Here is a 25,472-nt window from a genome sequence, read left to right as displayed (position 1 = left end):
GGACCTGCACGGTTAGGATCTAACGGTGCTGATTTTGCTTCCACCCTCAGAAGGTAAAACCCCGCCAGTCTCCGGCGAACCCGTCCAATGGGATGAATTGGGGTTCCCTGACCTCAACCCGGACCGCGCGCACGTACTTGACGCTCTGGGAACGGTGAGTGCACATGAGGATGCGCTAGCGCTTCTCGGCGTGGGAGCTTCCTTGGTGTCCGACGTCGACCGAAATACCCGCTTGCACCGGGAGCCGGCCGCCCCGGCCCACCAGATTTATTCTGGCGTTTTGTACGATGCCTTGGGTTACGCCCGGATGACTCCGGTACAAAAACGACGCGCGGATGAGACAGTGCTGGTCATTTCCGCTTTGTGGGGTGCTTTGCGTTTCACCGATGCGGTACCTGCCTACCGTTTGTCCATGGGCACGGCGCTGCCAGGCTTGGGCAGGATGTCCAGTTTTTGGAAACCACGGCTGAGCGCGGTACTTCAGGATTTGCCGGGGGCCGGGTTGATGGTGGATTGCCGTTCGAGTAGTTACACCGCGGCGTGGCCAGCACCACCGGCGCGTACCGTCGTCGTTAATGTATTCACCGAAGCAGCAGGAAAACGAACGGTAGTCAGTCACTCGGCTAAACACACTCGCGGTGAGTTGGCCAGGCACTTGCTAACGCGCCGTGGCTCTGCCCCCGAAACCCCCAAATCGCTCTTGAAGGCTGCGTCTACTCGGTGGCGCTGTGAGCTGCTTGAGGGTTCAGAGCGCAAACCTCACGCGTTGAACATCATCCTCTAACTCCGTTATATTTCGACGGCTGGTCTAATTCCATTCAGCGGAGCGGACCAGAACGCAACCGGAGTCAGGGCAGAAAACTACCTCGTCTTCGGGAGCGTTTTTGATCTCGGCCAAGTCGCCGGGGCTCAATTGCATACCCGAACCTTCTGAGCGGCCGTGGAACAAGCGGGCAGCGCCTACACCTCGCTTGGCGAGTGTTTTCTCATAAATAGCCAGAAGTGCCGGTTCAACAGTGGCTGCGAACTCTTCCCGGCTGGAGGTGACAGTTGCCCGCTCAGTGGAGATAGCGGCCAACTGTCCGTCCACGTCAGCGCGGATTCCGGTCAGCGATTCGGTGATCTGATCAACGATCTGCTGCTGTGCTTCTTGTTTTTCTTTGAGCCCTTCAAGGCGCTCCATTACTTCTAGCTCAACGTCTTCAAGGTCCGAGCGGCGGCGGTTCAAGGAGGCGATGTCCGTTTGAAGCGCCATCAGGTCTTTGGACAATCCGGTGCCGCTATTGAGCTTGGCTTCGTCGCGAGAAATACGAGTAGCCACAAGTTCAACATCGGCTTCAGCCTTTTTGAGCTCAACGCTGGCGTCGTGAACGGCAGTTGCGGCGGCGGTCTGCTCGCTTCGGGCTACAGACAACGCAGAATTCAGATCAACCAGCCGGGGGTCTGCTTCTAGTGTGCGGCGTTGGTTCTCCAATGACTTGAGCCGGGCGTCAAAGCCCTGAAGTTCAAGTAGTTTCAACTGTTCTGCTGCGGGTGCCTTGGCCACACTTACCTCCTATTAACGCCGAGTAGGTCCTCGTACGCTGTATCGACTCTAGCGCCTGAGCTGCCCAGCTGCTGCGCTCTGCTAGGGCGGTTCCCGCACCTGCTCGGTTTAGCCCGGCGTCAGAATGAAGTCCCACGGATCGCTATTGGTGGTGCTGACTTCAATTTCAACGTTGTGGCCCTGATCGGTTAATACGTTTTCGAGCGCCTGAGCCGCCACCGGAAGCCACAGCCATTCTGAGGCAAAGTGCGAGACGTCAATCAGGTACGGCCGATCATTGGTGGCGTTCTCGCGGGCCTCGGACGCGGGGTGGTGACGCAAGTCCGCTGTGATGTAAACATCGGCACCTGAGGCGGTAACGGCGTCGAACAGGCTGTCTCCAGCACCACCGCACAAGGCGACGCGGCGAATCAGCCCGTCCCGGTCCCCGGCCACACGAACACCGCCTGCCACGGCCGGCAGCAGCCCATAAACCTTTGCAGCAAAATCGCCCAAACTCATGAGGTCCTCAAGGTCCCCCACCCGGCCAATACCTTCTTCGGGGAGTCCTTGGGTCGCTGCGCTGAGCGGTTCCACGTCTTGGAGGCCAAGCGCATCCGCCAGAACATCGGAAACACCTCCGACGGCGGCATCACCGTTGGTGTGGACCGTCAGTAGAGCCGTTCCAGACTCAATCAAGCGGTGCACGGCACGGCCCTTGGCGCTGACGGCAGCCACCGAATTCACGCCTTTAAGTAAGAGCGGGTGGTGAGTGATCAGTAGGTCAGCGCCAGCCGCGATGGCGTCTTCGATCACAGCAGAGGTGGGGTCAACGGCGAAGCAAATCTTTTTAATTTCTTGGCCCGGGTGTCCCGATACCAGCCCTACTTTGTCCCACGACTCGGCCAGAGATTCGGGCCATAGCTCTTCAACGGCCAAGAGGATTTCGCCGAGCGTTGTAACGCGCTCTGGGTCCTGGGTCACAGATTCCATAGCCTTATTTCTACAGTATTTTCCCAGTTCCGCAGCATTTCTCAGTGGCTTTGGGGGCGCTGGGGAATCTTCTGGGCCCTCTAACCATTAAGAAGACCATGGAGACTTTTGTTTTGGCTGGTGGCTGCTTTTGGTGCCTAGACGCCGTGTATCAAAAAACGGTAGGCGTGCAATCGGTAATTTCGGCGTATACGGGCGGCGCCATGGAGAATCCTGACTACTACAGCGTGTGTTCTGGGACCACTGGTCATGCCGAAGTAGTGGCTGTGACTTTTGATCCCGAACAGGTTCCTGAGGACGTCATTTTGGACATGTTTTTTGCCCTGCATGACCCCACTACTTTGAATCGCCAGGGCTATGACGTAGGCACCCAGTACCGGTCCGCCATGTTTTATAGCTCCCCCGAGCAGCGAGAGCTTTTTGCCGCGGCGATTAACCGAAACCAAGCCCTGTGGTCAGCGCCAATCGTCACTGAGTTGACCCCGCTGGGCGTGGTGTACGAAGCCGAGGCAATCCACCAGGACTACTTCGCAAAATTCCCCGAGCAGGGCTATTGCCAAGTGATCATTAACCCCAAGCTCGCCAAAGCTCGGAAATATTACTCTGCATGGCTCCGCGCTTAGCACTCACCAGCCAGCATCGCTAAGCTGACCCCAGTATTTCTACCGAAGAGATAGGCAAAGATTCATGGCACGGATTTACGACGACGTCACTCAGCTGATCGGCGGCACTCCCCTCGTGCGCCTGAACCGCCTCACCGAAGGCCTCGAGGCCACCGTTGCGGTCAAGCTTGAGTTCTACAACCCGGCGAACAGCGTTAAGGACCGTATTGGTGTGGCGATTGTTGATGCCGCCGAGAAGTCCGGCGCGCTCAAGCCCGGCGGAACCATTGTTGAAGGAACTTCCGGTAACACCGGTATTGCTTTGGCTCTTGTTGGTGCTGCTCGCGGTTACAAGGTTGTCCTGACCATGCCTGAGACCATGTCCACCGAGCGTCGCGTTATGCTGCGTGCCTATGGTGCTGAGATTGTCTTGACCCCCGGTTCCGAAGGTATGCGCGGCGCCGTTGAGAAGGCTCAGGAGATTGTGGCCAACACGGAGAACTCCGTTTGGGCTCAGCAGTTCGCCAACCAGGCCAACCCTGAGATTCACCGCACCACCACCGCCGAGGAAATCTGGGCTGACACTGACGGTGCCGTTGACATCTTTGTTGGTGGCGTTGGCACCGGCGGAACCATCACCGGTGTGGGCCAGGTCCTCAAAGAACGCAAGCCCAGCGTGCAGATCGTTGCCGTTGAGCCGAAGGACTCCCCCATCTTGAACGGCGGATCCCCGGGTCCCCACAAGATTCAGGGTTTGGGCGCTAACTTCATCCCCGAGGTTCTGGACACTAACGTCTATGACGAAGTTCTTGACGCAACCATTGAAGACTCCGTGGCTACAGCCCGTGCCTTGGGAACTCAGGAAGGTATCCTCGGCGGTATCTCTTCTGGCGCGGCAGTTTGGGGCGCTTTGGAGCTTGCTAAGCGCCCGGAAAACAAGGGCAAACTGATTGTTGCAGTGGTTCCAGACTTCGGCGAACGCTACATTTCAACAGTCTTGTTCGACGACATCCGAGGCTAAATATTTAGCACTGCAAGACTCCTCTGCTGTAGAAAGGTCCTTGTGACTTTTTTCGCAAGACTCAAAGAAGATCTCGACGCCGCCCGGTCCCACGACCCGGCGGCTCGAGGTTCTTTTGAGAACTTTTTCGCCTACCCCGGACTACACGCCATTTGGGTACATCGCTTGACTCATCGCATGTGGCAAAACCCTGCGCTACGGTTCCCCGCTCGGCTTTTGTCCCAACTGGCACGCTTCACTACCGGAATTGAGATCCACCCTGGCGCCACCGTTGGCCGGCGGTTTTTTATTGACCACGGTATGGGGGTGGTCATCGGCGAAACAGCCGAAATCGGTGAAGACGTGATGATCTATCAGGGAGTTACCCTGGGCGGCCGATCGCTAGCCAAGGTCAAGCGTCATCCTACGATCGGCAATCGGGTGACCATTGGTGCCGGCGCCAAAGTATTGGGCCCCATCTATATTGGTGACGATTCAGCGATTGGCGCTAACGCCGTCGTAGTTAAAGACGCACCGGCCGAGTCCATTCTCACCGGAATCCCCGCTACGTCCCGGCACCGTGACGCAACGCGTGAACGGAAACCCGCGGTGGACCCGGCCGAGTACTACTACATTTAGCGCTTGGCGCGGGCAAGCCGCGTAAACACCATCCATAACAGCGAGTCAAAAGCCCGGTCAGGCAAAACTTGGCGTAGGAACAATATGGCCTTGGCTCCCTTGCCTACCGGATAGCGGGTTTTGGGGCGGTTTGCCGTGGCAGCATGCACGATTGCTTGGGCCACCACGGCCGCAGGCGTTGACATGGACGTCCCGGATGTTGAAGCCAAGGCTGCAGCAACTATGTTCGCTTGTTTGCCGTAGGGGCCGTCAGCTGAATTTTGGGTCAAGCTTGCTGCAGCAATTTTTCCCCACTCACTCGCTGTGCCTGCTGGCTCAATGATGGAGACCATAATCCCGTGCGGTTTGAGCTCTAAACGTAGAGCGTCTGACATGCCTTCAACGGCGAATTTGGTGCCGTGGTACCACGATCCAAGAGGTTCATACATTTTGCCGCCGATGGACGAAACGTTAATAATCCGTCCGTGACCGGCCTTGCGCATGCTGGGCAAAACGAGTGCTGTTATACGGGCCAGCCCAAATACGTTCACCTCAAATTGACGCCGCCCCTCGTCCAGCGGCACCTCTTCGAGTGAGCCGAAGGTTCCGTACCCTGCATTGTTGACCAAAACGTCGATCCCGCCTTCCGCGTCCACAATCTGCGCAATGGCACCGGAGACGGACTCTTCATCAGTGACGTCTAAGGACAAAACGTGGATCCCAAGCTCGGCCAAAGGCGCCATCAGTTCGGTGCGGCGGGCACCTGCGTAGACGCTAAAGCCTTGCAGCTTCAACGCCTTAGCTGCCTCGAATCCAATGCCCGTTGATGCGCCGGTAACAAGTACGGTTTTGCTTTTCATCAGATTCCTAAGGAGTCATGGGATAGTGCCTTAACCATAGAGGGAGACGCCCGGTTTGGACGTCTCCCTCTAACAGTCTTAACGGACTGACAGTGCTTAGAACGCAGTGCCCTTAGTGAGTGTCAACGGCACTGATCTCGCTCTTGTCCTCGCCCCACAAAGTGTGGAAGGAGCCTTCAGCATCAACACGGCCGTAGGTGTGCGCACCAAAGAGGTCACGCTGGCCCTGGATTACAGCGGCCGGCAAGCGCTTACGGCGCAAGCCGTCGTAGTAAGCCAACGACGACGAGAAGACCGGAACCGGAATACCCAACTGAACAGCCGTGGAAACCACGCGGCGCCAAGCCGGGAGTGCATCCGCGATGGCCTTGGTAAAGGCCGGTGCGAAGAGCAGGTTGGCTGGCTTCTCTTCGGCAGCGTAGGCGTTGGTGATTTCCTTGAGGAGTTCAGCCCGGATGATGCAGCCACCGCGCCACAGTGAAGCAATCTGGTCCAGCTTCAAATCCCAGCCGTATTCTTTGGCAGCCGAGGTCAACATGTCTAGGCCTTGGGCGTAGGAGACCAACTTGGAGGCGTAGAGAGCCTGACGGACATCATCAACGAAGGTCTCCGGAACGTTTGCGTCCAGTTGACCAGCGGCCAAGAGTTCTTGGCCCAGCTTGCGCTGTTCGGACTGCGAGGAGAGTGCGCGGGCGAACACCGATTCGGCGATACCCGAGGTGGGTGAGCCAAGTTCCAGGGCAGAGATGACTGTCCAACGGCCGGTGCCCTTTTGACCTGCTGCGTCTACTACAACGTCAACAAAGGGCTTGCCGGTCTTGGCATCTACATGACCCAGAACTTCGGCGGAGATTTCGATCAAGAAGGAGGCGAGCTCACCCTTGTTCCATTCGGCGAAGATCTTGGACTGTTCGCCCGGCTCAATGCCGGCCCCGGAGCGCAAGAGGTCATAGGCTTCACCAATTACCTGCATGTCGGCGTACTCAATGCCGTTGTGAACCATTTTCACAAAGTGGCCTGCGCCGTCGGTGCCAATCCATGCACAGCACGGCTGACCGTCTACGTGGGCCGAGATTTTCTCCAACAGCGGACCTAGCGCATCGTAGGATTCTTTGGAACCACCGGGCATGATGGACGGGCCGTTAAGGGCACCTTCCTCGCCACCCGAAACACCAACGCCCACAAAGTGCAGGTCCTTCTCTGCGAGGGCGGCCTCACGGCGGCGAGTGTCCTCATAGTGCGAGTTACCGGCGTCGATCACGATGTCACCGGGCTCCAGGAGTGGAACCAGCTGGTCAATAACGGAGTCCACCGGCTTGCCAGCCTTGACCATAATCAGCACGCGACGAGGCTTCTCGAGCGAGTCAACGAGTTCTTGAAGCGACTCAGTGCGAACAAAGTCACCTTCGCTGCCATGCTTTTCCAGCAAGGCATCCGTGCGCTCTACTGAGCGGTTGTGCAAAGCTACGGTAAATCCGTTGCGGGCCAAATTGCGGGCCAGGTTGGCGCCCATGACGGCCAATCCAGTTACGCCGATGTGTGCAGACATCTATCACTCCGATTCGTTGCAGGTTTAGTGCAGCTTGTTAGGGTCAAAACAGATTTTTGTGTATTTCCACACTATGGGTGACGGACAGTACGGGAAAGTAATGACCACTTTGCGGGCAAAGTTACTTTTTTGGAAGCGAATTTCTAGCCGGGCGCTCCATGCCTCGCAGCTAGGATAAAAACCACAACGTTGACCTCTCCTCCGTCACAAGCGAAAGTCTTTGCCTCTAATGCCTCGTAAAGCAGCAACTAGTCTTCACCACCGCGCGATCGAAAACCTCGGTCAGCGGATTGTGGACGGTTCACTGCCGGAAGGGCACGTGATGTTAGCTGAGCAGCTGGAAACTGAACTGAACGTCTCACGTTCCGTCATTCGCGAGGCTGTGCGGGTTCTGCAGTCTTCCGGGTTAGTGGAGACCATCAAACGAGTGGGCATCCGCGTTTTGCCTGCATCGTTCTGGAACCCCTTTGATCCACTGGTGATTCGTTGGCGTTTGGCGAGTGCTGGACGCGGAGCCCAGCTACGTTCTTTGGCTGAACTCCGGACTGCTGTGGAACCCATTGCTGCCGAGTTGGCTGCTGCTAACGCACCGGAACAGCTCAAGCAGGAGTTGTTAGACACTGCCGATGAGCTTTTGGCTGTGGGCAAGAGTGGCGACGCCGCAGCCGCCTTGAGCCTAGACATTCGTTTTCACGCGCTGATGTTGGCAGCATCCGGCAACCCGATGTTTGCCCGTTTGGCGGACCAGGTTGCTGAAACATTGAGTGGCCGGACGTCCCACGGGCTTATGCCAGAGCAAATAGGTTCCCAGGCGCTCCACCTACACGTAGACGTAGCCCAAGCGATTTGGAACGGCGACTATCAGGCCGCGCGCACGGCCTCGGAGAGCATTATGCGTCAGGTTCTGCACGAGCTCTCCCCGAGTTTGGCGGATCAACCGCGTTCCTTCGGGCAGAACTAGGTCCCTAGTTTTAGGTCCAACTGCGGGCCCGGGGCGGCAGCTGTAATAAAACGCAACATGACTGGACGTGGTGGGACGTCCGGTTTCCCTTTGGCAAAAGTTCACTGTATATTCATTTTCAGGCGCTCGACCGTGGTATCCCCCAATAACCACGGCCGAGCGCCTTTCCAATTTAAGCGCCAGCCATAGGCGCCTGGCAGACCAAAAGTGACTAACCCTACGCTGCCAACTCTTTGTTGCGCTGACTTCCGTGCCGTTCGCTGCGGTCCAACTCGGGCCGCACATGCCAGCTTCCGCCGAGCTGATCACGTTCTAACTCCACCGTACGAAGAGCCGAGTTATTGTTGCGTCCCAGACGGATCTGCAATTGCCACACCTCAACATCCATCCGGCTCAGCCCTCGCGGCATCCGCCGGCTCTGTTCCCACCAATTAACCCGCTCAAACCAACGCACCGGTTCCTCCTGCACCAACCACTCGCGCTGCTCCAGAACAAGGGTGTGAGGTTTTCCGTTGCTATCGGTGTGCACCACTGCGTATCCCATGTCCCCGAGACTAGAAGGAGGCTACGACATTTAAGCGCGTAGTTGGGAACGCTGAGAGGAAAAGAAAAAACCCCGCAGCTTCAGGCTCTAAAGCCTTGAAACTACGGGGTTTATCTTGGTGGGTCCTACCGGGATCGAACCGATGACATCCACGGTGTAAACGTGGCGCTCTACCAGCTGAGCTAAAGACCCTTGATGTTTAGTGCGTTTTCCCGCCCCAAGCAACGAACAATTACTTTACCTGAAAGTAGACCCACTTGGCGAATCGAGGTCTCCGAGCGTGTCGGCGAGCCATTCCAGGGCCTCACTTGTACCAACATCCAACTTGAGCGTGGCCAGCGAATCGCCTCTGGTTTCCCCTCGATTGAGGATTACTACCGGCTTGTTTTCCTTGGCCGCTTGCTTCACAAAACGAAGCCCACTCATTACCGTCAAAGAGGAACCAGCAACAAGCAGCGCCTGTGCCGCATCTACCATGTCCGCGGCGCGTTGAACTCGCTGTTTAGGCACACTCTCACCAAAAAATACAAAGTCAGGTTTGAGCATGCCGGAACACACCGGGCAGTGAGCAATCACAAAGGACTCAAGTAGCTCCCGGTCCTCAAGCTCAGCATCCGCATCCGGAGCAATAGCCCCAGCGCCGCGAGCTTGTGCTTCCGCTTCGAATCCCGGGTTGAGTGCCTCGAGTAACTCTGCCACGGTGTTTCGGGAGAATAATCTGCGGCAGTTCAGGCAAACCACCTGATCGTAGCGGCCATGAAGGTCCACCACATTCTCACTGCCGGCACCTTGATGCAGGCGGTCCACGTTCTGTGTAATAACGCCACCCAAGAGGGCTAAGCGTTCTAGCCGCGCTACGGCCCGGTGCCCAGAGTTGGGTTCAGCGTGGCGCAAATGACCCCACCCCAAATGATTGCGCGCCCAATAACGTTGCCGTTGCGCCGGGACGGCAACAAACTCTTGATAGGTGATGGGTGAGCGCGGCTGTGCGTTAGGCCCGCGATAATCCGGAATTCCAGAATCTGTGCTGAGCCCAGCGCCCGTCAGGAGGACAAATCTGCGTCCCGCTAGCTGCTCTAGCAGCGAGCGCTCTTGCTCAGCGTTTGCCAGAACTGTCACGACTGTAGGCCTTAGCCCAGTTCAGCGAGCGCCGCACGGTACTGGGAAAAGTCACGCGCTTCCCCACGAGGCTTGATGACCACGTAGCGGATCACTCCTTCGGCGTCGATGACAAAACTGCCACGGACCGCCATGCCGCTTTCGTCGTCGAACACTCCGTAGAGGTCCGCAACGGCCCCATGGGGCCAAAAGTCAGCGAGCAGCTGGAAGTCGAAGCCTTGGGCTTCGGCGTAAGCGCGGGCCGCGAACTTGCTGTCCACAGAAATGGCTAGGACGGTGGCCTCGCTGTCATTAAAGATGCTCAGATTGTCCCGAATCTCACACAGTTCACCCGTGCAGATTCCAGAAAAAGCAAAAGGATAAAAAACAACGACGACGGGCGCCCCGCGCAGCGCTGACAAGCGAACCGGTTCGCCAAATTGGTTCACCAGCTCGAAGTCTGGTGCCACTTCACCGACCGCGGGCGCCTTGGAGAAATCGCGGCTAGCAGGAGATTGTGCCTCCGTGGGCACTACTTCTTCTTCCTAAAGACCAGACGCGTGGCGCTCCAGTCCTGAGAGACTGCCACGCTCGAGGTGCAGTGCAATCCAGCAGTAGGTGCGGCTTCTTGGATTTCTGCGGGGGTCACATAACCGTCACGGCCGGACTTGGGTGTCAAAACCCACACAACACCGTCCTCGCCCAAAGTGGTCAACGAGTCAACCAAAGCATCAACTAGGTCACCGTCGTTCTCGCGCCACCAAAGGATAGCTGCGTCAACAATCTCCTGATCGTCTTCATCCAGAAGAGCGGAGCCTATGAGGTCCTCAATATCCTCACGTAGATCGAAGTCAACGTCCTCGTCGTAACCAAACTCTTGGATGAGATCCCCATCCTTGAAACCAAGTTTGCCTGCGACGTTAACATCTGTGCCGGCGTCGGCCTCGCTCACGTGTTCCTCCTCATTGCTTACTGCTGCTGTAAATCAGAAATTCCATACAAATACCAGTATTCCCTACGGGACCAAGACGGGTACAGACGCGCCGTAGCGGCCAGGACAAGTGGTGATTTGCGTTACTACTACCCAACACCCATTGTGGGGTAGCTTCAAGCTCCCCTGCCCCGCCACGCCCTAAAGTTAGGGCGATCCGGTTTTGCCACACTAGAGCGCCGAGGGTCTACGAGTTAGTTGAAATGGTTGTTCCTTTGTCACAGCTACGCAACTAAACGTCTACCGGGCTAGAGTAACTGTGGAACGATTCTGCCACCGGGCTGCAATAACGGTTTGAGGGCTAAACGACTCGTTGCACAAGACCTCCCGGTTCACCTGACCGGGGTGAATATAGCCAATGGCGCCAGCAGCACCGCAACCATCGTTGCCGGCCTGGACGGCGCACAAAGAGAGGTTGGACGTGGCTGCAGGAGAAGATACCTCAGACATCCTCAGCGGGTTGACTAACCAGCTGCCTGATCGGGATCCAGAAGAGACCGCCGAATGGATTGAGTCCCTGGATACTCTGATTCAGGAACAGGGCACAGAACGCGCCCAGTACATTATGCGTAGCTTGCTCCAGCGTGCAGGCGCCCAGTCTGTGGGCGTGCCGATGGTGACTACCACTGATTATGTGAACACCATCCCGGCGGATCAGGAAGCAAAGTTCCCCGGAAACGAAGAATTTGAGCGCCGCTACCGCGCTTACATGCGCTGGAACGCAGCCATCATGGTGCACCGCTCCCAGCGTCCCAACATTGGAGTGGGTGGACACATCTCCACCTACGCCGGTGCCGCCACCTTGTATGAGGTTGGTTTTAACCACTTCTTCCGCGGCAAGGACCACCCGGGCGGTGGTGACCAGGTGTTCTTCCAGGGTCACGCCTCCCCCGGTATGTACGCCCGTGCCTTTATGGAAGGCCGCCTGAGCGAAGAAGACCTCGACGGTTTCCGTCAGGAGAAGTCCAAGGAAGGTCACGCACTTTCCTCCTACCCGCACCCGCGCCTCATGCCGGAGTTCTGGGAATTCCCCACAGTGTCCATGGGTATCGGTCCCATGAACGCGATCTACCAGGCTCAGTCCAACCGTTACCTGCATAACCGCGGTATCAAGGACACCTCAGACCAGCAGGTTTGGGCGTTCTTGGGCGACGGCGAAATGGATGAGCCTGAGTCACGTGGCCTCCTTCAGCTGGCCGCGAATGACAAGTTGGACAACCTGAACTTCGTTATCAACTGCAACCTGCAGCGCCTTGACGGCCCCGTCCGCGGTAACGGCAAGATCATGCAGGAACTCGAAGCTTTCTTCCGTGGTGCCGGCTGGAACGTCATCAAGGTTGTTTGGGGTCGAGAGTGGGACGACCTCTTGGCCAAGGACAAAGACGGCGCCTTGGTAGACATCATGAACACCACGGTTGACGGTGATTACCAGACGTACAAGGCCGAGTCCGGTGGCTTTGTACGTGAGCACTTCTTCGGCAAAACGCCGCAGACCAAGGAACTCGTCGCTGATCTCACTGACGATCAGATCTGGGGCCTCAAGCGCGGTGGTCACGACTACCGCAAGGTCTACGCGGCCTACAAGGCAGCTACGGAATTCAAGGGCAAGCCCACCGTCATCCTGGCCAAGACGGTCAAGGGCTACGGTCTGGGAACTCACTTCGAAGGCCGTAACGCAACCCACCAGATGAAGAAGCTCACGCTTCAGGATCTGAAGGACTTCCGCGATCACTTGCGTATCCCGATCACGGACGAGCAGCTTGAAGCTGACCCATACCAGCCTCCGTACTACCACCCAGGTAACGATGCTCCGGAGATCAAGTACCTCCAAGAGCGTCGCGCCGAATTGGGCGGTTACGTACCTGAGCGCCGCAACAAGCACAGCGAGGTTGTTTTGCCCGGGGCCAAGGCCTACGAGGTAGCAAATCGCGGTTCCGGCAAGCAGCTTGCAGCCACCACCATGGCCTTTGTGCGTTTGCTCAAGGACTTGATGCGTGACAAGGAATTCGGCAAGCGGATTGTTCCGATCATCCCGGATGAGGCACGCACCTTCGGTATTGATGCGTTCTTCCCCACCGCGAAGATCTACAACCCCAACGGCCAGAACTACTTGTCCGTTGACCGCGACCTCGTTTTGGCTTACAAGGAATCCATCTCCGGTCAGATCGTCCACGCCGGTATCAACGAGGCTGGCTCGGTTGCAGCATTCACCGCTGCTGGCACCTCCTACGCCACCCACGGCGAGGCGCTGATTCCGGTCTACGTGTTTTACTCGATGTTTGGTTTCCAGCGCACCGGCGATTCGTTCTGGGCTGCTGCTGACCAGATGACCCGTGGCTTTATCATCGGAGCAACTGCTGGCCGCACCACCCTTACGGGTGAAGGTTTGCAGCACGCTGATGGTCACTCACCGCTTTTGGCCAGCACCAACCCGGCAGTGGTCAGCTATGACCCCGCCTATGGCTACGAAATCGGCATCATCGTCCGTGATGGTCTTGAGCGTATGTACGGTCCGGACTCCGCGGACCGCAACCTGATGTACTACATCACGGTTTACAACGAGCCGATCCTCCAGCCTGCCCTCCCGGAAGACTTGGATGAGGAAGGTGTCCGCAAGGGTATCTACCTCTTGGCTCCGGCCAAGATCGACGGTCCGCGCACGCAGATCCTTGCCTCCGGCGTTTCTGTTCCTTGGGCTCTGGATGCTCAGCGAATTCTCGCCGAAGACTGGGGAGTATCTGCCGACGTTTGGTCCGTGACCTCTTGGAACGAACTGCGCCGCGACGGTCTGGCCGCTGAGGAAGAAGCATTCCTCAACCCAGGTCAGCCTGCTCGTGTTCCGTTTGTTGCTCAGCAGATGGCCGGTGCCACTGGCCCGATCGTTGCCGTGAGCGACTACATGAAGGCTGTGCCGGACCAGATCCGTCAGTTCTTGCCTAACGAGTTCGCTTCCTTGGGTGCTGACGGCTTTGGTTTCTCTGACACCCGTGCTGCTGCTCGCCGATTCTTCAAGAACGACACTCACTCGGTAGTGGTTCGTGCTCTGGAGATGCTGGCTCGCCGCGGTGAGGTTGACGCTCAGGCGCCTGCCCAGGCCATCGAGAAGTACCGTCTCTTGGATGTCAACGCTGGTACCACCGGTAACGCAGGCGGCGACTCCTAAACACTGGACGTACCGTTCCACGTACGACGGCGCCCCTCACCATTTGGTGAGGGGCGCCGTCGTTGTTTGAGGTACTTGCCAAAGGTCCACCTCACGCCAAGACAAGAACACCACCCTGCCACCAGCCGCTGCGGCTGCGGCTGTAGAGTCCAGACAACTTTGACTTCCCCAGACGCCTAACCACTGTGATCTAGACGGCATCGAGTTGTAGCGTTTATACAAATGGAGCTTCGTCACCGATAAACGTATGCTCGTTGTATGGCACAGAGCAGCACCGGAACCACAGCACAGACTAAGTCCCTCAAAATGACACCGGAAAAGGCTGAAACTCTCAAAAAGCTCAACGCGAGCATTGGACAACTCTCAACTACCACCATGCGCCAGCTTGAGCACTCACTGCCGTGGTACGTCAGGCTCAGTTCTGACGAACGCTCAGCCCTGAGCCTCGTGGCGCAAAACGGTATAGCCGCCTTTGTCACGTGGTATGAGAAACCAAGTTCGCCGTCGTGGATCCTCTCAGACGTGTTCGGCAATGCCCCCACCGAGTTAACCCGCTCCATTAGTTTGCAAAAGGCCTTGCAGCTGATTCGTGTGGTTGTTGAAGTGGTGGAAGATCAAGTACCAGTGCTGGCCCCGGAGGCTGATCAGTCAGCCCTCCGCGAAGCCGTTTTACGGTACTCACGAGAGGTGGCATTCGCCGCCGCCGACGTCTACGCACGGGCTGCTGAAACCCGCGGATCGTGGGACACCCGGCTAGAGGCCCTGATAGTTGATGCCATTTTGCGTGGTGAAAACACTGACGCATTGCGGTCCCGAATTGCCGCTTTGGGTTGGCGTGCCCAAGAACGATTCGCTGTGATGGTGGGCAACACACCCGTCGAACCCAGCGCCGGCTACGTTAATGACCTACGAAGAGCAGCTAGCCGATTTGCCCAAGACGCCCTGGTAGGGATTCAGGGAGAGCGCCTTATATTGATTCTGGGTGGCGTCACGGACCGGGACACCTCCTACGCGCGTTTGAGCGAACTCTTCGCACCCGGCCCCGTAGTTTACGGGCCGGAAGCGTCATCCTTGGTAGAGGCCAGCATCTCAGCGCAGGCCGCCTTCGCGGCCCTCACAGCAGCCAAGGCCTGGCCCTCGGCGCCACGGCCCGTAGCAGCGGATGATCTTCTCCCCGAGCGCGTTATGTCCGGAGACGATGCCGCCCGAAGGACACTCATCCGGACCATTTACCGGCCCCTAGTGGCAGCCTCCAATGGTCTCATTGAGACTCTAGGAAGCTACATTGAGCTAGGTCACTCGCTAGAAGCAACAGCCCGTGAACTGTTTGTCCACGCCAACACTGTGCGCTACCGGCTCAAACGGGTCTGCGACGTAACAGGCTGGGACCCGCTACTCCCCCGCGAGGCTTTTGTCCTACAAACTGCGCTGGTTATGGGACGTTTGACTGTCCCGCTCAAGGCCACGCCCGAGAGGCACAACAGCCGCTCGAGCTAATAACTCGTTGTAGACTTCCTACAAACCGACCCAGTGAGCTTGGTGTGCCTAAACACCGGTGAATCACACGGCAATTTGGAAAGCTGGTTACGTGCTTGCAATCGTCTGCCCCGGACAGGGCTCTCAAACTCCCGGATTCCTTGCTCCATGGTTGGAGCTGGACTCCGTAGCTGAACACTTAGCTACGCTAAGCGAGACGGCACAGATTGATCTCAAAGCTCACGGGACTACCTCTGACGAGGAAACCATCAAGGACACGGCAGTGGCACAACCGCTGATTGTGGCCGCTGGTTTGATCACCGCACAAGCACTCTTCGACGTCGACATCACCACCCTGCCCGTGGTCCTCGCCGGTCACTCGGTGGGAGAGATCACGGCATCGGCACTTGCTGGAGTGTTGACCCAGAGCGAAGCGATGACGTTTGTTCGCGAGCGTGCCAACAACATGGCCACAGCGGCAGCCGTGACACCCACGGGCATGACCGCCGTCGTCGGAGGTGATCCCGCTGAAGTACTCGCAGCGATCGAAGCATCCGGCGCAACCGCAGCCAACGTCAACGGCGCGGGCCAAACTGTTGCAGCAGGAACCTTTGAACAGCTCAAATACCTAGCCGAGAACCCTCCGGCCAAAGCACGCGTTATTCCGCTCAAGGTGGCTGGCGCATTCCACACTTCTCACATGCAGCCTGCCGTTGCTGCGTTGGAGGCGCTGCGCCCCTCACTGCAGCCGAAAAATCCCGGCGTCAAGCTGCTCTCCAACTTCGACGGCCAAGAGGTGACTGACGGCAACGCTGCCGTGGCCAGCCTTATTGCGCAGGTTTCCCGCCCGGTGCGTTGGGACCTGTGCATGCAGACGCTCACTAACTTGGGTGTAACGGGCGTGATTGAACTTGCTCCTGCTGGCACCTTGGCTGGCTTGGCTAAGCGCGGCATGCCTGGTGTGCCCACCGTTGCAGTCAAAACTCCTGATGATCTTGAGAAGGCTCTTGCCCTCTTTGCCAGCGATCCTAGTGCTGCGTCAACGGCTGGCTCAGGACATCATTCAACCGCCAGCGACTCTCCGGTCAGCACAGAAGGAGCATCGGCATGAGCACCCCGGTTTTGAAGCAGAGCAAGACTCACGAGAACTCTCGCATCTTAGGCATTGGCGCTTACCGTCCGGACGTTATTGTCACCAACGACGACGTCTGCCAGTGGATTGATTCCTCTGACGAGTGGATCCGCCAACGGACCGGCATCATCACACGTCACCGCGCTAGCGCCGATGTCAGTGTGATTGATATGGCTGAAGGTGCTGCACGTGAGGCCCTAGCTAAAGCTGGCATTGAAGCCTCGCAACTTGGCGCAGTCATCGTCTCCACCGTGACCCACCCCTACGCAACTCCTTCGGCAGCCGCCGCACTGACTGATCGACTGGGAGCCACTCCGGCCCCTGCCTACGACATTTCGGCGGCCTGTGCTGGCTATTGCTACGGGATCGCTCAGGCCGATGCGCTGGTTCGCTCCGGCGCTGCCGACTACGTATTGGTAGTTGGAGCAGAGAAGCTTTCCGATGTGATCGACAATCACGAGCGCACCATTTCTTTCCTTTTGGGTGACGGTGCTGGCGCAGTTGTTGTTGGCGCCTCCGAGGAGCCAGGCATTGGTCCCTCGGTATGGGGTTCAGACGGCAGCAAATGGACAGCCATCGGTATGACCCACTCCCTCGACGAAGTCCGCGCCCTTGGTGAGACGGCGCGCACCTCTGACCAGAGTGACGATGAGGCAGTGCTTGCCGCCGCACAGACTGTTTGGCCTACTCTGCGTCAAGATGGACAGACTGTTTTCCGCTGGGCTGTATGGGAAATGGCAAAAGTTGCGCAGCAGGCCTTGGACGCCGCAGGCATTACCGCCAGCGATCTTGCAGCGTTTGTTCCGCACCAGGCTAATATGCGCATCATCGATGAGATGGTCAAAAAGCTGAAGCTGCCTGAGTCAGTGGTGGTGGCCCGGGACATTGCCGACGCCGGTAACACCTCGGCTGCCTCCATCCCCCTTGCAACGCACCGCTTGCTGCAGGAAAACCCCGAGCTCAGCGGCGGGCTGTCACTTCAGATTGGCTTTGGCGCGGGCCTTGTTTTCGGCGCTCAAGTTATTCGACTTCCCTAAAGATTTTTACCCCAACAAGCCGCAACAGTGGTTTGAAACATTCCGGCACTGACTGCCGGCAACAAAAGAAAAGGAGCCGACATGGCTAGCAACGAAGAGATCCTGGCCGGCCTGGCTGAAATCGTCAACGAAGAGACCGGCCTCGCCCCTGAGGCAGTCGAGTTGGACAAGTCGTTCACGGACGACTTGGACATCGACTCCATCTCCATGATGACCATTGTGGTCAACGCAGAAGAGAAGTTCGGCGTACGCATCCCGGACGAAGAGGTCAAAAACCTCAAGACCGTTGGCGACGCAGTTAACTTCATCTCCGGCGCACAGGCATAATTTTCGCCTTAGCTTGTTCTAGGCGTAACGCGGAACCGGTCATCACAGCACCCCAACGGTTGTGATGACCGGTTACCTCACCATTTTTCAAGACTGCTCAGCGCTATGACGCTGACAAAACTCCAAGAGAGTGATTCCATGGCCCGCAAAGTTGTCATCACCGGCCTGGGCGTCACAACGCCCATCGGCGGAGACGTCCCCACCATGTGGAAGAACGCCCTTAAAGGCGTCTCTGGTGCCCACACCCTCGAAGACGACTGGGTGGCCCGCTACGAACTTCCCGTCACCTTTGCTGCCCGGTGTTCGACGCCGGCACTAGAGGTATTGAGCCGCGTTGAAGCCAAGCGTATGGACCCGTCCACTCAGTTTGCTGTTATCGCCGCTCGCGAAGCCTGGAAAGACTCTGGAATCACCGAAGTAGATCACGATCGCCTTGCCGTAGCCTTCGCTACCGGCATCGGTGGTGTGTGGACACTTTTGGACGCTTGGGACACATTGCGCGACCGCGGCCCCCGCCGTGTGCTGCCGATGACTGTCCCCATGTTGATGCCCAATGGCGCAGCAGCGGCTGTGAGCTTGGACTTGGGTGCACGCGCAGGTGCGCACACCCCCGTCTCAGCTTGTGCTTCCGGTACGGAAGCCATGCACATGGGTCTGGACTTGATTCGTTCGGGTAAGGCCGATGTTGTGATGTGTGGTGGCGCTGAAGCCGCTATTCACCCCATGCCTATGGCTGCGTTCGCTTCAATGCAGGCTCTTTCAAAGCGCAACGATGATCCTGAGCACGCGTCTCGCCCCTATGACCGGGACCGCGATGGTTTTGTGATGGGTGAAGGCGCTGGTGCTTTGGTCCTCGAAGCCGAAGAGCACGCCCTGGCCCGCGGTGCACGCATTTACGGCGAGCTTGCTGGCACCTCCGTTACAGCTGACGCCTACCACATCACTGCCCCGGACCCTGAGGGTCTGGGCGCAACGCGAGCTCTCAAGGCCGCAATGTTTGACGGCCGTATCCAGCCTGAAGACGTGGTCCACGTTAATGCTCACGCAACGTCCACCCCAGTGGGTGACAAGCCTGAGTACACAGCGCTTCGCAATGCATTGGGCAAGCACCTGGATGACGTTGCGGTCTCCGCTACGAAGTCCCAGATGGGCCACCTTTTGGGTGCATCGGGTGCTGTTGAGGCTGTTCTTACCGCGCTTGCCGTCTACGAGCGCAAGGCGCCGGTAACCATCAACTTGGAGAACCAGGATCCTGAAATCCCGCTCAACGTTGTCACTACAGGGCGCGATCTGCCTGCTGGCGACATCGTGGCTTTGAGCAACTCCTTCGGTTTCGGTGGCCACAACGCGGTCATCGCGGTCCGCAGCATGTAATTGGCTGGTAGGCCCCGATGAAGGGCTGGCAGCAGCGAACATAAGGGAAGGCTCGCACCATGCGGTGCGAGCCTTCCCTTTTTCCCCGGCTATGAGGTAATTAGCAATCTGAGTTATGGAGCTTTGGCAGGGTTTAGCTGGCCGGGCTGAGGTGGCCTAGCCGACTTGGTGCAGCCAGCGCACAGGTGCGCCTTCAGCTGCGTGACGGAACGGTTCGAGTTCTTCATCCCATGCTTCGCCAAGCGCCAAGGAAAGCTCGTGGTACACAGCCGCAGGTTCCCCAGCGCCGTGCTCGTAGGCGTAACGAATGCGGTCCTCGGAAACCATGATGTTGCCGTGCACGTCTGTGACGGCGTGGAAGATGCCAAGTTCGGGAGTATGAGACCAGCGTGCGCCATCAACGCCAGCGCTTGGTTCTTCGGTCACTTCGTAACGGAGGTGGGCCCAGCCGCGAAGCGCGGAGGCCAATTGCGCACCGGTACCGGGAGCTCCTGCCCACGACAGTTCGGCGCGAAACATTCCGGGCGCAGCAGGCTGAGCGGTCCACTCGAGATCCGTGCGTTGATCAACCACGGACCCGATGGCCCATTCAACGTGTGGGCACAGCGCAGTTGGGGCTGAGTGTATAAATAATACGCCCCGTGTCATTGCAGCAGACATTCCATCCTCCATAGCCGTAGGTACGTCTTCCCCAACGACCTGCACAGCTATGAATGTGTTACGAACTGCTCTTCCAGCCTCTTAGGACCAGGCAGATGAAATTATGTTCTGAGTCCAACGCTGCGGCTTCAACCTCAGCTTGAATCTTTTAGACTCTTGACCATTGTGCCCCACAGCACCAAATTACGCCAGTGGAACTACAGCGCAGGTATTCCCGCGGCCAGTTTCAGCCTATCCAGGCTCGTTGGCTGCCGCTAGGCGCGCGGGTGGGCTTGTTGGTAGCTCTGACGAAGCCTGTCTACAGACACATGTGTATAGAGCTGCGTTGTGGCGAGACTGCTGTGGCCTAGGATCTCTTGTACAGCGCGAAGGTCGGCCCCGCCGTCAAGTAGATGGGTAGCAGCAGAGTGGCGCAGCGCGTGGGGTCCTGATGCTTTGGTGTCCCCCAGCTGGGTGAGTTGTTTGTCTACAACATCGCGGATTTGCCGTTGATCAACGCGTTTGCCTCGGGCGCCGAGGAAGAGCGCTGCTCCACTGCCTTGAATAACGAGTTTGGGGCGGCCGCCGGTGAGCCATGCTTGGACGGCTTGGGCTGCTGGCGCGCCATAGGGCACGGTCCGTTCCTTGTTGCCTTTACCCAGCACACGAAGGGTCCTGCGTTCGGCGTCCAGATCGTCAATGTCCAAACCGGCAAGTTCGCCAACGCGAATGCCTGTGGCATAAAGAAGTTCAATCATTGCTACATTGCGCAGTGGGAGCGGATCACCGTTCTCAGCCGTGTGCTGGGTGTTTTCCATCAGACGGCCCACTTGGTTTTGAGCCAGCACGGCGGGCAACGACTTGGAGCGTTTGGGAGCCTTAAGCCGAAGCGATGGATCCGTTTCAATCAGTTCTTCGCGCATAGCCCAATGGCAAAAGCTGCGCGCCGTAGCTGTGCGGCGGGCCAGCGTGTTGCGAGCAAGGCCTGCAGCGTTCTGCTCTCCCAACCAGGACCGGAGTGTGCTCAGCTCGATGTCTTTGAGCTCAGAAATTCCCTCAGCAGCTGCGAAGCCGAGCATGCTTTGCACATCAGAAAGGTAGGCACGGACGGTATGGTCTGAACGGCCGCGCTCGGCAGCAAGGTAGCGGCCGAATCCGTCAATAACGTGTTTGTACGGATCGGTTGGAGTTTCTGGCACACCACCACTTTGCTCCGCGCGTCCCCTGTCTTCAAGCCACCTCGCCGCTCAGTTACCGCCACAATCCACCGGAAGACTTTATTGGGACGCTTTGCTTCGCTTCCAAAGCCCGTTGTTGGTTTCGGCAAGCCCCAACAGTTGAAGGCGACCCAGCCCAGCTCGCACTCCCGTGGCTTCTAGGCCAGCAACAATGCAGAGTTTTTCTATGCTGGTTCCGGCACGCAAGGGCAAGGCATCTAAAATGATCAGGTCCTCTAGGCTGAGTCCGTCTTGAACTCGTGATTGTGCCAGGGCCCGTTGTGGGTCGGCAGAGTCCCTCCCGCTGGGCGAGAGTAGCTCAATCACTTCGGCAGCGTCGGTAGTCAGCACTGCGCCGCCGTCGCGAATCAAGCGATGACACCCCGCGCTGTTGGCCGAATGAACCGACCCCGGTACTGCAGCCACTGCCCGGCCAAGGCTCTCCGCATGATGGGCAGTGTTCAGGGCGCCGGACCTCCAACGAGCCTCAACAACCACCGTGGCTCCGGATAAGGCCGCTATTAACCTGTTCCGCTGTAAAAAGCGATAGCGAGTCGGTGCCGAGCCAGGAGGAACCTCCGCTATGACGGCTCCCTGACGCGAAATAGCCCGCAGTAAGTCTTCGTTACCTGCTGGGTAAAAGCGGTCTACCCCACCTGCCAGAACTGCAACAGTAGGAAGCGCAGATCTCCCAGCTGCGAGCGCCGCACGGTGCGCGTGGGCATCGATGCCATAGGCACCGCCAGAAACCACACAGTAACCCCGGCTGGCCAGAGCGTGGGAAATTTCTGCAGTCACTGATGCGCCGTAACTAGTGCTGTCCCTAGAGCCAACCACCGCCACAGTGTTTTCCAGATCCGGAAATTGCTCTCGATTTCCGCGCCACCATAAACACAAGGGTTCGTGGATATCGAGGTCGCGTAATTGTTCGGGCCAGATTTCATCCTCTGGGATCAGCACACCGCCCCCGAGTCGCTCTATGGTGTTCAGATCCCGTTCTGGTGCCAGGTCCGGCACTCTCGCTGCCCACCGTTTGATCGCCGAGCTCAGTCCTTGCCAACCTGATAGATGATTATGCTCATCAAGAAGCATTGCCACATCTTTTTCCAGTCCCGGGTCGCTGGGCTTCTTCCCTGTTGCAATTTGAAGCGCCACGCATGGCCCTGCCACCCGTACTAGTGCCATTCCGGCAGCGTCTTGTGGTTCCATCAGCCTGGATAAGGATGCCCGGGCCAGGACGAGTTCTTTGGACATTGATTTTCTCCTTATGCTGCGGACTCGGCTTGGCGTAGGCTCAGCGCTTGGCCAACGTCATTAGGGGTGGGGGTGGCCCGCTGATCCAAATCAGCGATGGACCAGGCAATGCGCAGGACCCTGTCGTAGCCGCGGGCCGAGAGAATGCCGCGCTCCAAGGCAGCATCAAGAATTCGTGTGGCATCGCCGGGCAACTTGAACACTCCACGCAGGAGCGAGCCTGGAACCTGCGCATTGGTCTCATATCCATACGGCGCTAACCGCTCATGCTGGCGGTCCCGCGCTTGTTGCACTCGAGCTGCCACCACTGCACTGCATTCGGAGGTCCCTGCTTGGCCAAAGTCAGCCAAGGACAAGCGCTCAACCGGGAGCTGAATGTCTACGCGATCCAAGAGTGGACCAGACATTCGTCCGAAATACCTCCTACGGGCCAGCGGGGTGCAGTTGCATTCGAGGCCCTTACCACTGGCCTTTCCACACGGGCAAGGGTTCGCGGCTAGCAGCAGTTGAAAGCGTGCCGGGTACGCTGCAGCGCCTGCCGCTCGATGGATGACTAGTTCACCGCTTTCAAGGGGCTGACGAAGGGCATCCAGGACCTTACGGTCATATTCGGGCGCCTCGTCGAGAAAGAGCACACCTCGATGCGCCCGGGACGCAGCACCGGGCCGGGGCAAACCAGAGCCACCGCCAATGATGGCCGCGGAGGTGGCAGTGTGGTGTGGGTTCTCAAAGGGCGGGCGCCGAATAAGTGCGTTAGTGCGGCTCGGTACTGCCGCGAGTGAATGTATTGCTGTGACCTCCATGGCTGCATCGTCATGAAGGTCCGGCAAGATCCCCGGAAGCCTCTCGGCGAGCATTGTTTTTCCGGCACCGGGTGGGCCCATCATCAAAAGGTGATGGGCCCCTGCTGCAGCAATCTCCAAGGCCTGCCGCGCTTCGAACTGGCCAGCTACGTCGCTCATGTCTGGAACTACCATCGATCCATCACTGAGGACCTCTTCCTCGGCGTCGCTCTCTGGTGGCAAGTCCAAAAGTAGATCTTTGGGGTCAGCGCCCATATCCAGGGCCAAGCGTGCCAACGTAGGGTAGCTCAGGACATTCGCACCGGGCACCAGCGCAGCCTCGTCAGCGTTCGCGTCAGCCACCACTACGTTGGGATGACCGGCCTTCACTGCCGCCATCACTGCTGGCAGAATCCCGCGGACTGGTCGCAGCCGTCCGTCCAATCCCAGTTCGGCAATAAACACCGTGCCGTCAATGGCGCGGATGTCCCCGGCCGCTCGAAGCGCGGCCATGGTAATTGCGAGATCGAATCCAGATCCGCGTTTAGGCAGAGACGCTGGGATGAGGTTGACGGTAATTTTGCGTCTGCTCAGGGGAATTCCAGAGTTGTGGGCTGCGGAGCGGATTCGTTCCCGAGCCTCGTTGAGAGAAGCGTCGGGCAGGCCCAGGACCACGAATTGGGGAAGTGTTTGGCCGATGTCAGCTTCCACCTCAACGAGGTACCCATTCAGACCTACGAGCGCTACCGAGAAGGCGCGGCCCAAGGTCATCTAGCCCACCCCTTTGAGGTGTTCAATGATGGGGTCCGATTCACCGTCATCCATCACGGCGATGGCGTCCAAGCGTCTCAACGGCAGATGGAGCGCATTGGAATGCGCCCATTCCCGTGCCAAGCGGTGCAGCCGTGCCAGCTTGGCGGGTGTGACGGCTTCGAATGGATGGCCGTAATCCAAGTTGCGGCGGGTCTTGACCTCGGCAATAACCAGGGTGTCCCCGTCCACTGCCACAATGTCGATCTCGCCGGCCGGGCATCGCCAGTTTTGATCGATGACCCGAATTCCGTGTTGTTCTAGGTAGCTTGCTGCGATCTCTTCGCCGCGTTGCCCCAAAATGTCTTTTGCTCTCATGATGTACCTCCGCCATTAGCTTCGCGGGGAAGCCCAGACGGTGGGAGAGCCAAAGTGCGCTATGTGGGTAACTTGGCCAAATCAGTACTTGTGGAGGAGCAGTGTGTCGGACAACCAGCGGCTGCTTTTAGTTACTGGGTTTAGTTACCCAGATCGCCGTCCTTAGGAACTTGAAGCTCCTCGTTGCGCGGCAACTCTTCAACGTTGACGTCTTTAAAGGTGATAACGCGGACGTTTTTTACAAAACGTGCAGACCGGTAAACATCCCACACCCAAGCGTCTTGCAGCGTCAGGTCAAAATACACTTCGCCATCGGCGCTACGGGCTTGAAGATCAACGTGGTTTGCGAGGTAAAAACGCCGTTCGGTCTCCACTACGTAGCTAAAAAGCCCCACAACATCCCGGTATTCGCGGTAGAGCTGAAGCTCCATGTCGGTTTCGTAGTTTTCAAGATCTTCGGCGCTCATGAATCCATCTTGCCCCACTGGACCGGGCTGTGCATCTCAGAGCAAACGCCAAGTCTTCCGGTGGTAGTCAGTAGCACCGTGTTCGCGGATGGCATCCCGGTGTGCAGCCGTCCCATAGCCCTTGTTTCCTTCCCAACCATAAGCTGGCAATTCTCCATGCAATTGTGCCATTAGCCCGTCTCGCTCTACCTTGGCAAGGACGCTAGCCGCCGCCACACTCAGGCACGTCATGTCAGCTTTCACCAGTGTGTGAACGGGTGCCGTGACAGCGCCTAGTTCGGCCCAAAGATCAGCATCGTTCGGCGCGGGGTCAATGCTAAAGAGCGTTGTTTCTGGTGTGCTGAACCAATCGTGGCTGCCGTCGAGTAGGACGACGTCCGGCACCACTAGATCCCCGCTGAGTCTGCGCAGTGCACGCATTCCGGACAGTCGAAGTGCAGGAACAATGCCTAGTTGGTCTATTTCAGCAGCGCTTGCATGGCCCACCGCTGAACCCACAGCCCAGTCATTAATTTCGGCTACTAGCGATTCACGCCGGACCGCAGAAAGAAGTTTGCTGTCCCGGACCTCGGCCAGAAGCTCAGGCGGATTATGCAGATCAATAACCACAATTCCTACACTGACCGGTCCGGCCAACGCGCCCCGTCCCACCTCATCCACTGCAGCCAAGTAGCGGACGTTATCGGTTCGCAGCGAGAGTTCGTGGACCAATGTTGGCGCCACACCTCGAGCCAT

The 25,472-nt window shown here is 58.0% G+C and carries 26 protein-coding genes and 1 tRNA gene; 11 read left to right on the top strand and 16 right to left on the bottom strand.

Annotation, left to right across the window (positions count from 1 at the left end; all coding sequences use genetic code 11):
* Positions 1–25 precede the first annotated feature (25 nt).
* The gene (locus ACQQCD_RS09745; protein WP_430268191.1) at positions 26–784 is read left to right on the top strand and encodes a YaaA family protein; all 759 of its coding nucleotides are present in this window, start codon (positions 26–28) and stop codon (positions 782–784) included.
* Positions 785–808: 24 nt separating this feature from the next.
* Here ACQQCD_RS09745 and ACQQCD_RS09740 read toward each other — a convergent pair whose 3' ends face one another.
* Together ACQQCD_RS09740 and ACQQCD_RS09735 are read right to left on the bottom strand one after the other, a co-directional pair.
* Positions 809–1,546 (bottom strand): zinc ribbon domain-containing protein, encoded by a 738-nt coding sequence (locus ACQQCD_RS09740; RefSeq protein ID WP_430268190.1) that lies wholly within the window; start codon positions 1,544–1,546, stop codon positions 809–811.
* Positions 1,547–1,654: 108 nt separating this feature from the next.
* Complete coding sequence (locus ACQQCD_RS09735) at positions 1,655–2,518, bottom strand: Nif3-like dinuclear metal center hexameric protein (protein WP_430268189.1); 864 nt, start codon at positions 2,516–2,518, stop codon at positions 1,655–1,657.
* Positions 2,519–2,616: 98 nt separating this feature from the next.
* On the opposite strand from ACQQCD_RS09735, the gene msrA reads away from it, so the two are divergent.
* The 3 genes from msrA (at position 2,617) to epsC (ending at position 4,759) form a co-directional block, all read left to right on the top strand.
* Positions 2,617–3,141, top strand: a complete 525-nt coding sequence (msrA, locus tag ACQQCD_RS09730; RefSeq protein ID WP_430268240.1) for a peptide-methionine (S)-S-oxide reductase MsrA — start codon at positions 2,617–2,619, stop codon at positions 3,139–3,141.
* A gap of 64 nt (positions 3,142–3,205) precedes the next feature.
* Positions 3,206–4,141: a cysteine synthase A gene (gene cysK / locus ACQQCD_RS09725; RefSeq protein ID WP_430268188.1), complete on the top strand. Its 936-nt coding sequence runs from the start codon at positions 3,206–3,208 to the stop codon at positions 4,139–4,141.
* Between the two features lie 42 nt (positions 4,142–4,183).
* The gene (gene epsC / locus ACQQCD_RS09720; protein WP_430268187.1) at positions 4,184–4,759 is read left to right on the top strand and encodes a serine O-acetyltransferase EpsC; all 576 of its coding nucleotides are present in this window, start codon (positions 4,184–4,186) and stop codon (positions 4,757–4,759) included.
* Here epsC and ACQQCD_RS09715 read toward each other — a convergent pair.
* Positions 4,756–5,598: an oxidoreductase gene (locus ACQQCD_RS09715; protein WP_430268186.1), complete on the bottom strand. Its 843-nt coding sequence runs from the start codon at positions 5,596–5,598 to the stop codon at positions 4,756–4,758. The genes epsC and ACQQCD_RS09715 overlap by 4 nt on opposite strands.
* A gap of 112 nt (positions 5,599–5,710) precedes the next feature.
* Complete coding sequence (gene gndA / locus ACQQCD_RS09710; RefSeq protein WP_430268185.1) at positions 5,711–7,147, bottom strand: NADP-dependent phosphogluconate dehydrogenase; 1,437 nt, start codon at positions 7,145–7,147, stop codon at positions 5,711–5,713.
* Between the two features lie 229 nt (positions 7,148–7,376).
* Between gndA and ACQQCD_RS09705 the strand changes: the two genes are divergently transcribed.
* Positions 7,377–8,108, top strand: a complete 732-nt coding sequence (locus ACQQCD_RS09705; protein ID WP_430268184.1) for a FadR/GntR family transcriptional regulator — start codon at positions 7,377–7,379, stop codon at positions 8,106–8,108.
* A gap of 217 nt (positions 8,109–8,325) precedes the next feature.
* On the opposite strand, the gene ACQQCD_RS09700 is transcribed toward ACQQCD_RS09705, so the two are convergent.
* The 5 genes from ACQQCD_RS09700 to ACQQCD_RS09680 all read right to left on the bottom strand — a co-directional run bounded on the left by ACQQCD_RS09700 (position 8,326) and on the right by ACQQCD_RS09680 (position 10,702).
* Positions 8,326–8,652 carry a hypothetical protein gene (locus ACQQCD_RS09700; protein WP_430268183.1) on the bottom strand — a complete coding sequence of 109 codons (327 nt, stop codon included), beginning with the start codon at positions 8,650–8,652 and terminating at the stop codon, positions 8,326–8,328.
* A gap of 116 nt (positions 8,653–8,768) precedes the next feature.
* A tRNA-Val gene (locus tag ACQQCD_RS09695) sits at positions 8,769–8,844 on the bottom strand.
* A 45-nt stretch (positions 8,845–8,889) separates the two neighbouring features.
* Positions 8,890–9,771, bottom strand: coding sequence for an NAD-dependent protein deacetylase (locus ACQQCD_RS09690; protein ID WP_430268182.1), 882 nt, complete (start codon positions 9,769–9,771; stop codon positions 8,890–8,892).
* Between the two features lie 11 nt (positions 9,772–9,782).
* The gene (locus tag ACQQCD_RS09685) at positions 9,783–10,283 is read right to left on the bottom strand and encodes a peroxiredoxin (RefSeq protein WP_430268181.1); all 501 of its coding nucleotides are present in this window, start codon (positions 10,281–10,283) and stop codon (positions 9,783–9,785) included.
* Entirely contained in the window at positions 10,283–10,702 is a 420-nt protein-coding gene (locus tag ACQQCD_RS09680) for a DUF3052 domain-containing protein (protein ID WP_430268180.1), read from the bottom strand. The genes ACQQCD_RS09685 and ACQQCD_RS09680 overlap by 1 nt, the downstream gene beginning before the upstream one ends.
* A 460-nt stretch (positions 10,703–11,162) precedes the next feature.
* Here ACQQCD_RS09680 and aceE point away from each other — a divergent pair, with 460 nt between their 5' ends.
* The 6 genes from aceE (at position 11,163) to fabF (ending at position 19,250) form a co-directional block, all read left to right on the top strand.
* Positions 11,163–13,904, top strand: a complete 2,742-nt coding sequence (gene aceE / locus ACQQCD_RS09675; protein ID WP_430268179.1) for a pyruvate dehydrogenase (acetyl-transferring), homodimeric type — start codon at positions 11,163–11,165, stop codon at positions 13,902–13,904.
* A gap of 258 nt (positions 13,905–14,162) precedes the next feature.
* Positions 14,163–15,401, top strand: a complete 1,239-nt coding sequence (locus tag ACQQCD_RS09670) for a PucR family transcriptional regulator (protein ID WP_430268178.1) — start codon at positions 14,163–14,165, stop codon at positions 15,399–15,401.
* Between the two features lie 91 nt (positions 15,402–15,492).
* Complete coding sequence (locus tag ACQQCD_RS09665) at positions 15,493–16,491, top strand: ACP S-malonyltransferase (protein WP_430268177.1); 999 nt, start codon at positions 15,493–15,495, stop codon at positions 16,489–16,491.
* Positions 16,488–17,549 carry a beta-ketoacyl-ACP synthase III gene (locus ACQQCD_RS09660; protein WP_430268176.1) on the top strand — a complete coding sequence of 354 codons (1,062 nt, stop codon included), beginning with the start codon at positions 16,488–16,490 and terminating at the stop codon, positions 17,547–17,549. Before ACQQCD_RS09665 ends, ACQQCD_RS09660 begins: the two co-directional genes overlap by 4 nt.
* An 81-nt stretch (positions 17,550–17,630) precedes the next feature.
* Positions 17,631–17,876 (top strand): acyl carrier protein, encoded by a 246-nt coding sequence (locus ACQQCD_RS09655; RefSeq protein ID WP_283560914.1) that lies wholly within the window; start codon positions 17,631–17,633, stop codon positions 17,874–17,876.
* 138 nt (positions 17,877–18,014) lie between these two features.
* Positions 18,015–19,250, top strand: a complete 1,236-nt coding sequence (gene fabF / locus ACQQCD_RS09650) for a beta-ketoacyl-ACP synthase II (RefSeq protein WP_430268239.1) — start codon at positions 18,015–18,017, stop codon at positions 19,248–19,250.
* 156 nt (positions 19,251–19,406) lie between these two features.
* Here fabF and ACQQCD_RS09645 read toward each other — a convergent pair whose 3' ends face one another.
* From ACQQCD_RS09645 to ACQQCD_RS09615, 7 genes are all read right to left on the bottom strand, one after another.
* The gene (locus ACQQCD_RS09645; protein WP_430268175.1) at positions 19,407–19,910 is read right to left on the bottom strand and encodes a DUF3145 domain-containing protein; all 504 of its coding nucleotides are present in this window, start codon (positions 19,908–19,910) and stop codon (positions 19,407–19,409) included.
* 254 nt (positions 19,911–20,164) lie between these two features.
* The gene (locus ACQQCD_RS09640) at positions 20,165–21,088 is read right to left on the bottom strand and encodes a tyrosine recombinase XerC (protein ID WP_430268174.1); all 924 of its coding nucleotides are present in this window, start codon (positions 21,086–21,088) and stop codon (positions 20,165–20,167) included.
* Between the two features lie 78 nt (positions 21,089–21,166).
* Positions 21,167–22,360, bottom strand: a complete 1,194-nt coding sequence (dprA, locus tag ACQQCD_RS09635) for a DNA-processing protein DprA (RefSeq protein ID WP_430268173.1) — start codon at positions 22,358–22,360, stop codon at positions 21,167–21,169.
* Between the two features lie 11 nt (positions 22,361–22,371).
* Positions 22,372–23,913 (bottom strand): YifB family Mg chelatase-like AAA ATPase, encoded by a 1,542-nt coding sequence (locus ACQQCD_RS09630; protein ID WP_430268172.1) that lies wholly within the window; start codon positions 23,911–23,913, stop codon positions 22,372–22,374.
* Complete coding sequence (locus ACQQCD_RS09625; protein ID WP_430268171.1) at positions 23,914–24,270, bottom strand: YraN family protein; 357 nt, start codon at positions 24,268–24,270, stop codon at positions 23,914–23,916.
* Between the two features lie 140 nt (positions 24,271–24,410).
* Positions 24,411–24,737 carry a DUF2469 domain-containing protein gene (locus ACQQCD_RS09620; protein ID WP_430268170.1) on the bottom strand — a complete coding sequence of 109 codons (327 nt, stop codon included), beginning with the start codon at positions 24,735–24,737 and terminating at the stop codon, positions 24,411–24,413.
* 36 nt (positions 24,738–24,773) lie between these two features.
* On the bottom strand, positions 24,774–25,460 hold the full coding sequence (locus tag ACQQCD_RS09615) for a ribonuclease HII (protein ID WP_430268169.1): 687 nt from the start codon (positions 25,458–25,460) through the stop codon (positions 24,774–24,776).
* Between the last annotated feature and the right edge of the window lie 12 nt (positions 25,461–25,472).

It is taken from the genome of Pseudarthrobacter sp. J1763 (genome assembly GCF_050490295.1).
GTDB lineage: Bacteria > Actinomycetota > Actinomycetes > Actinomycetales > Micrococcaceae > JBNPEO01.
Note: the sequence above shows the minus strand (reverse complement) of the source record. Positions and strands in the feature narration are given on the sequence as shown.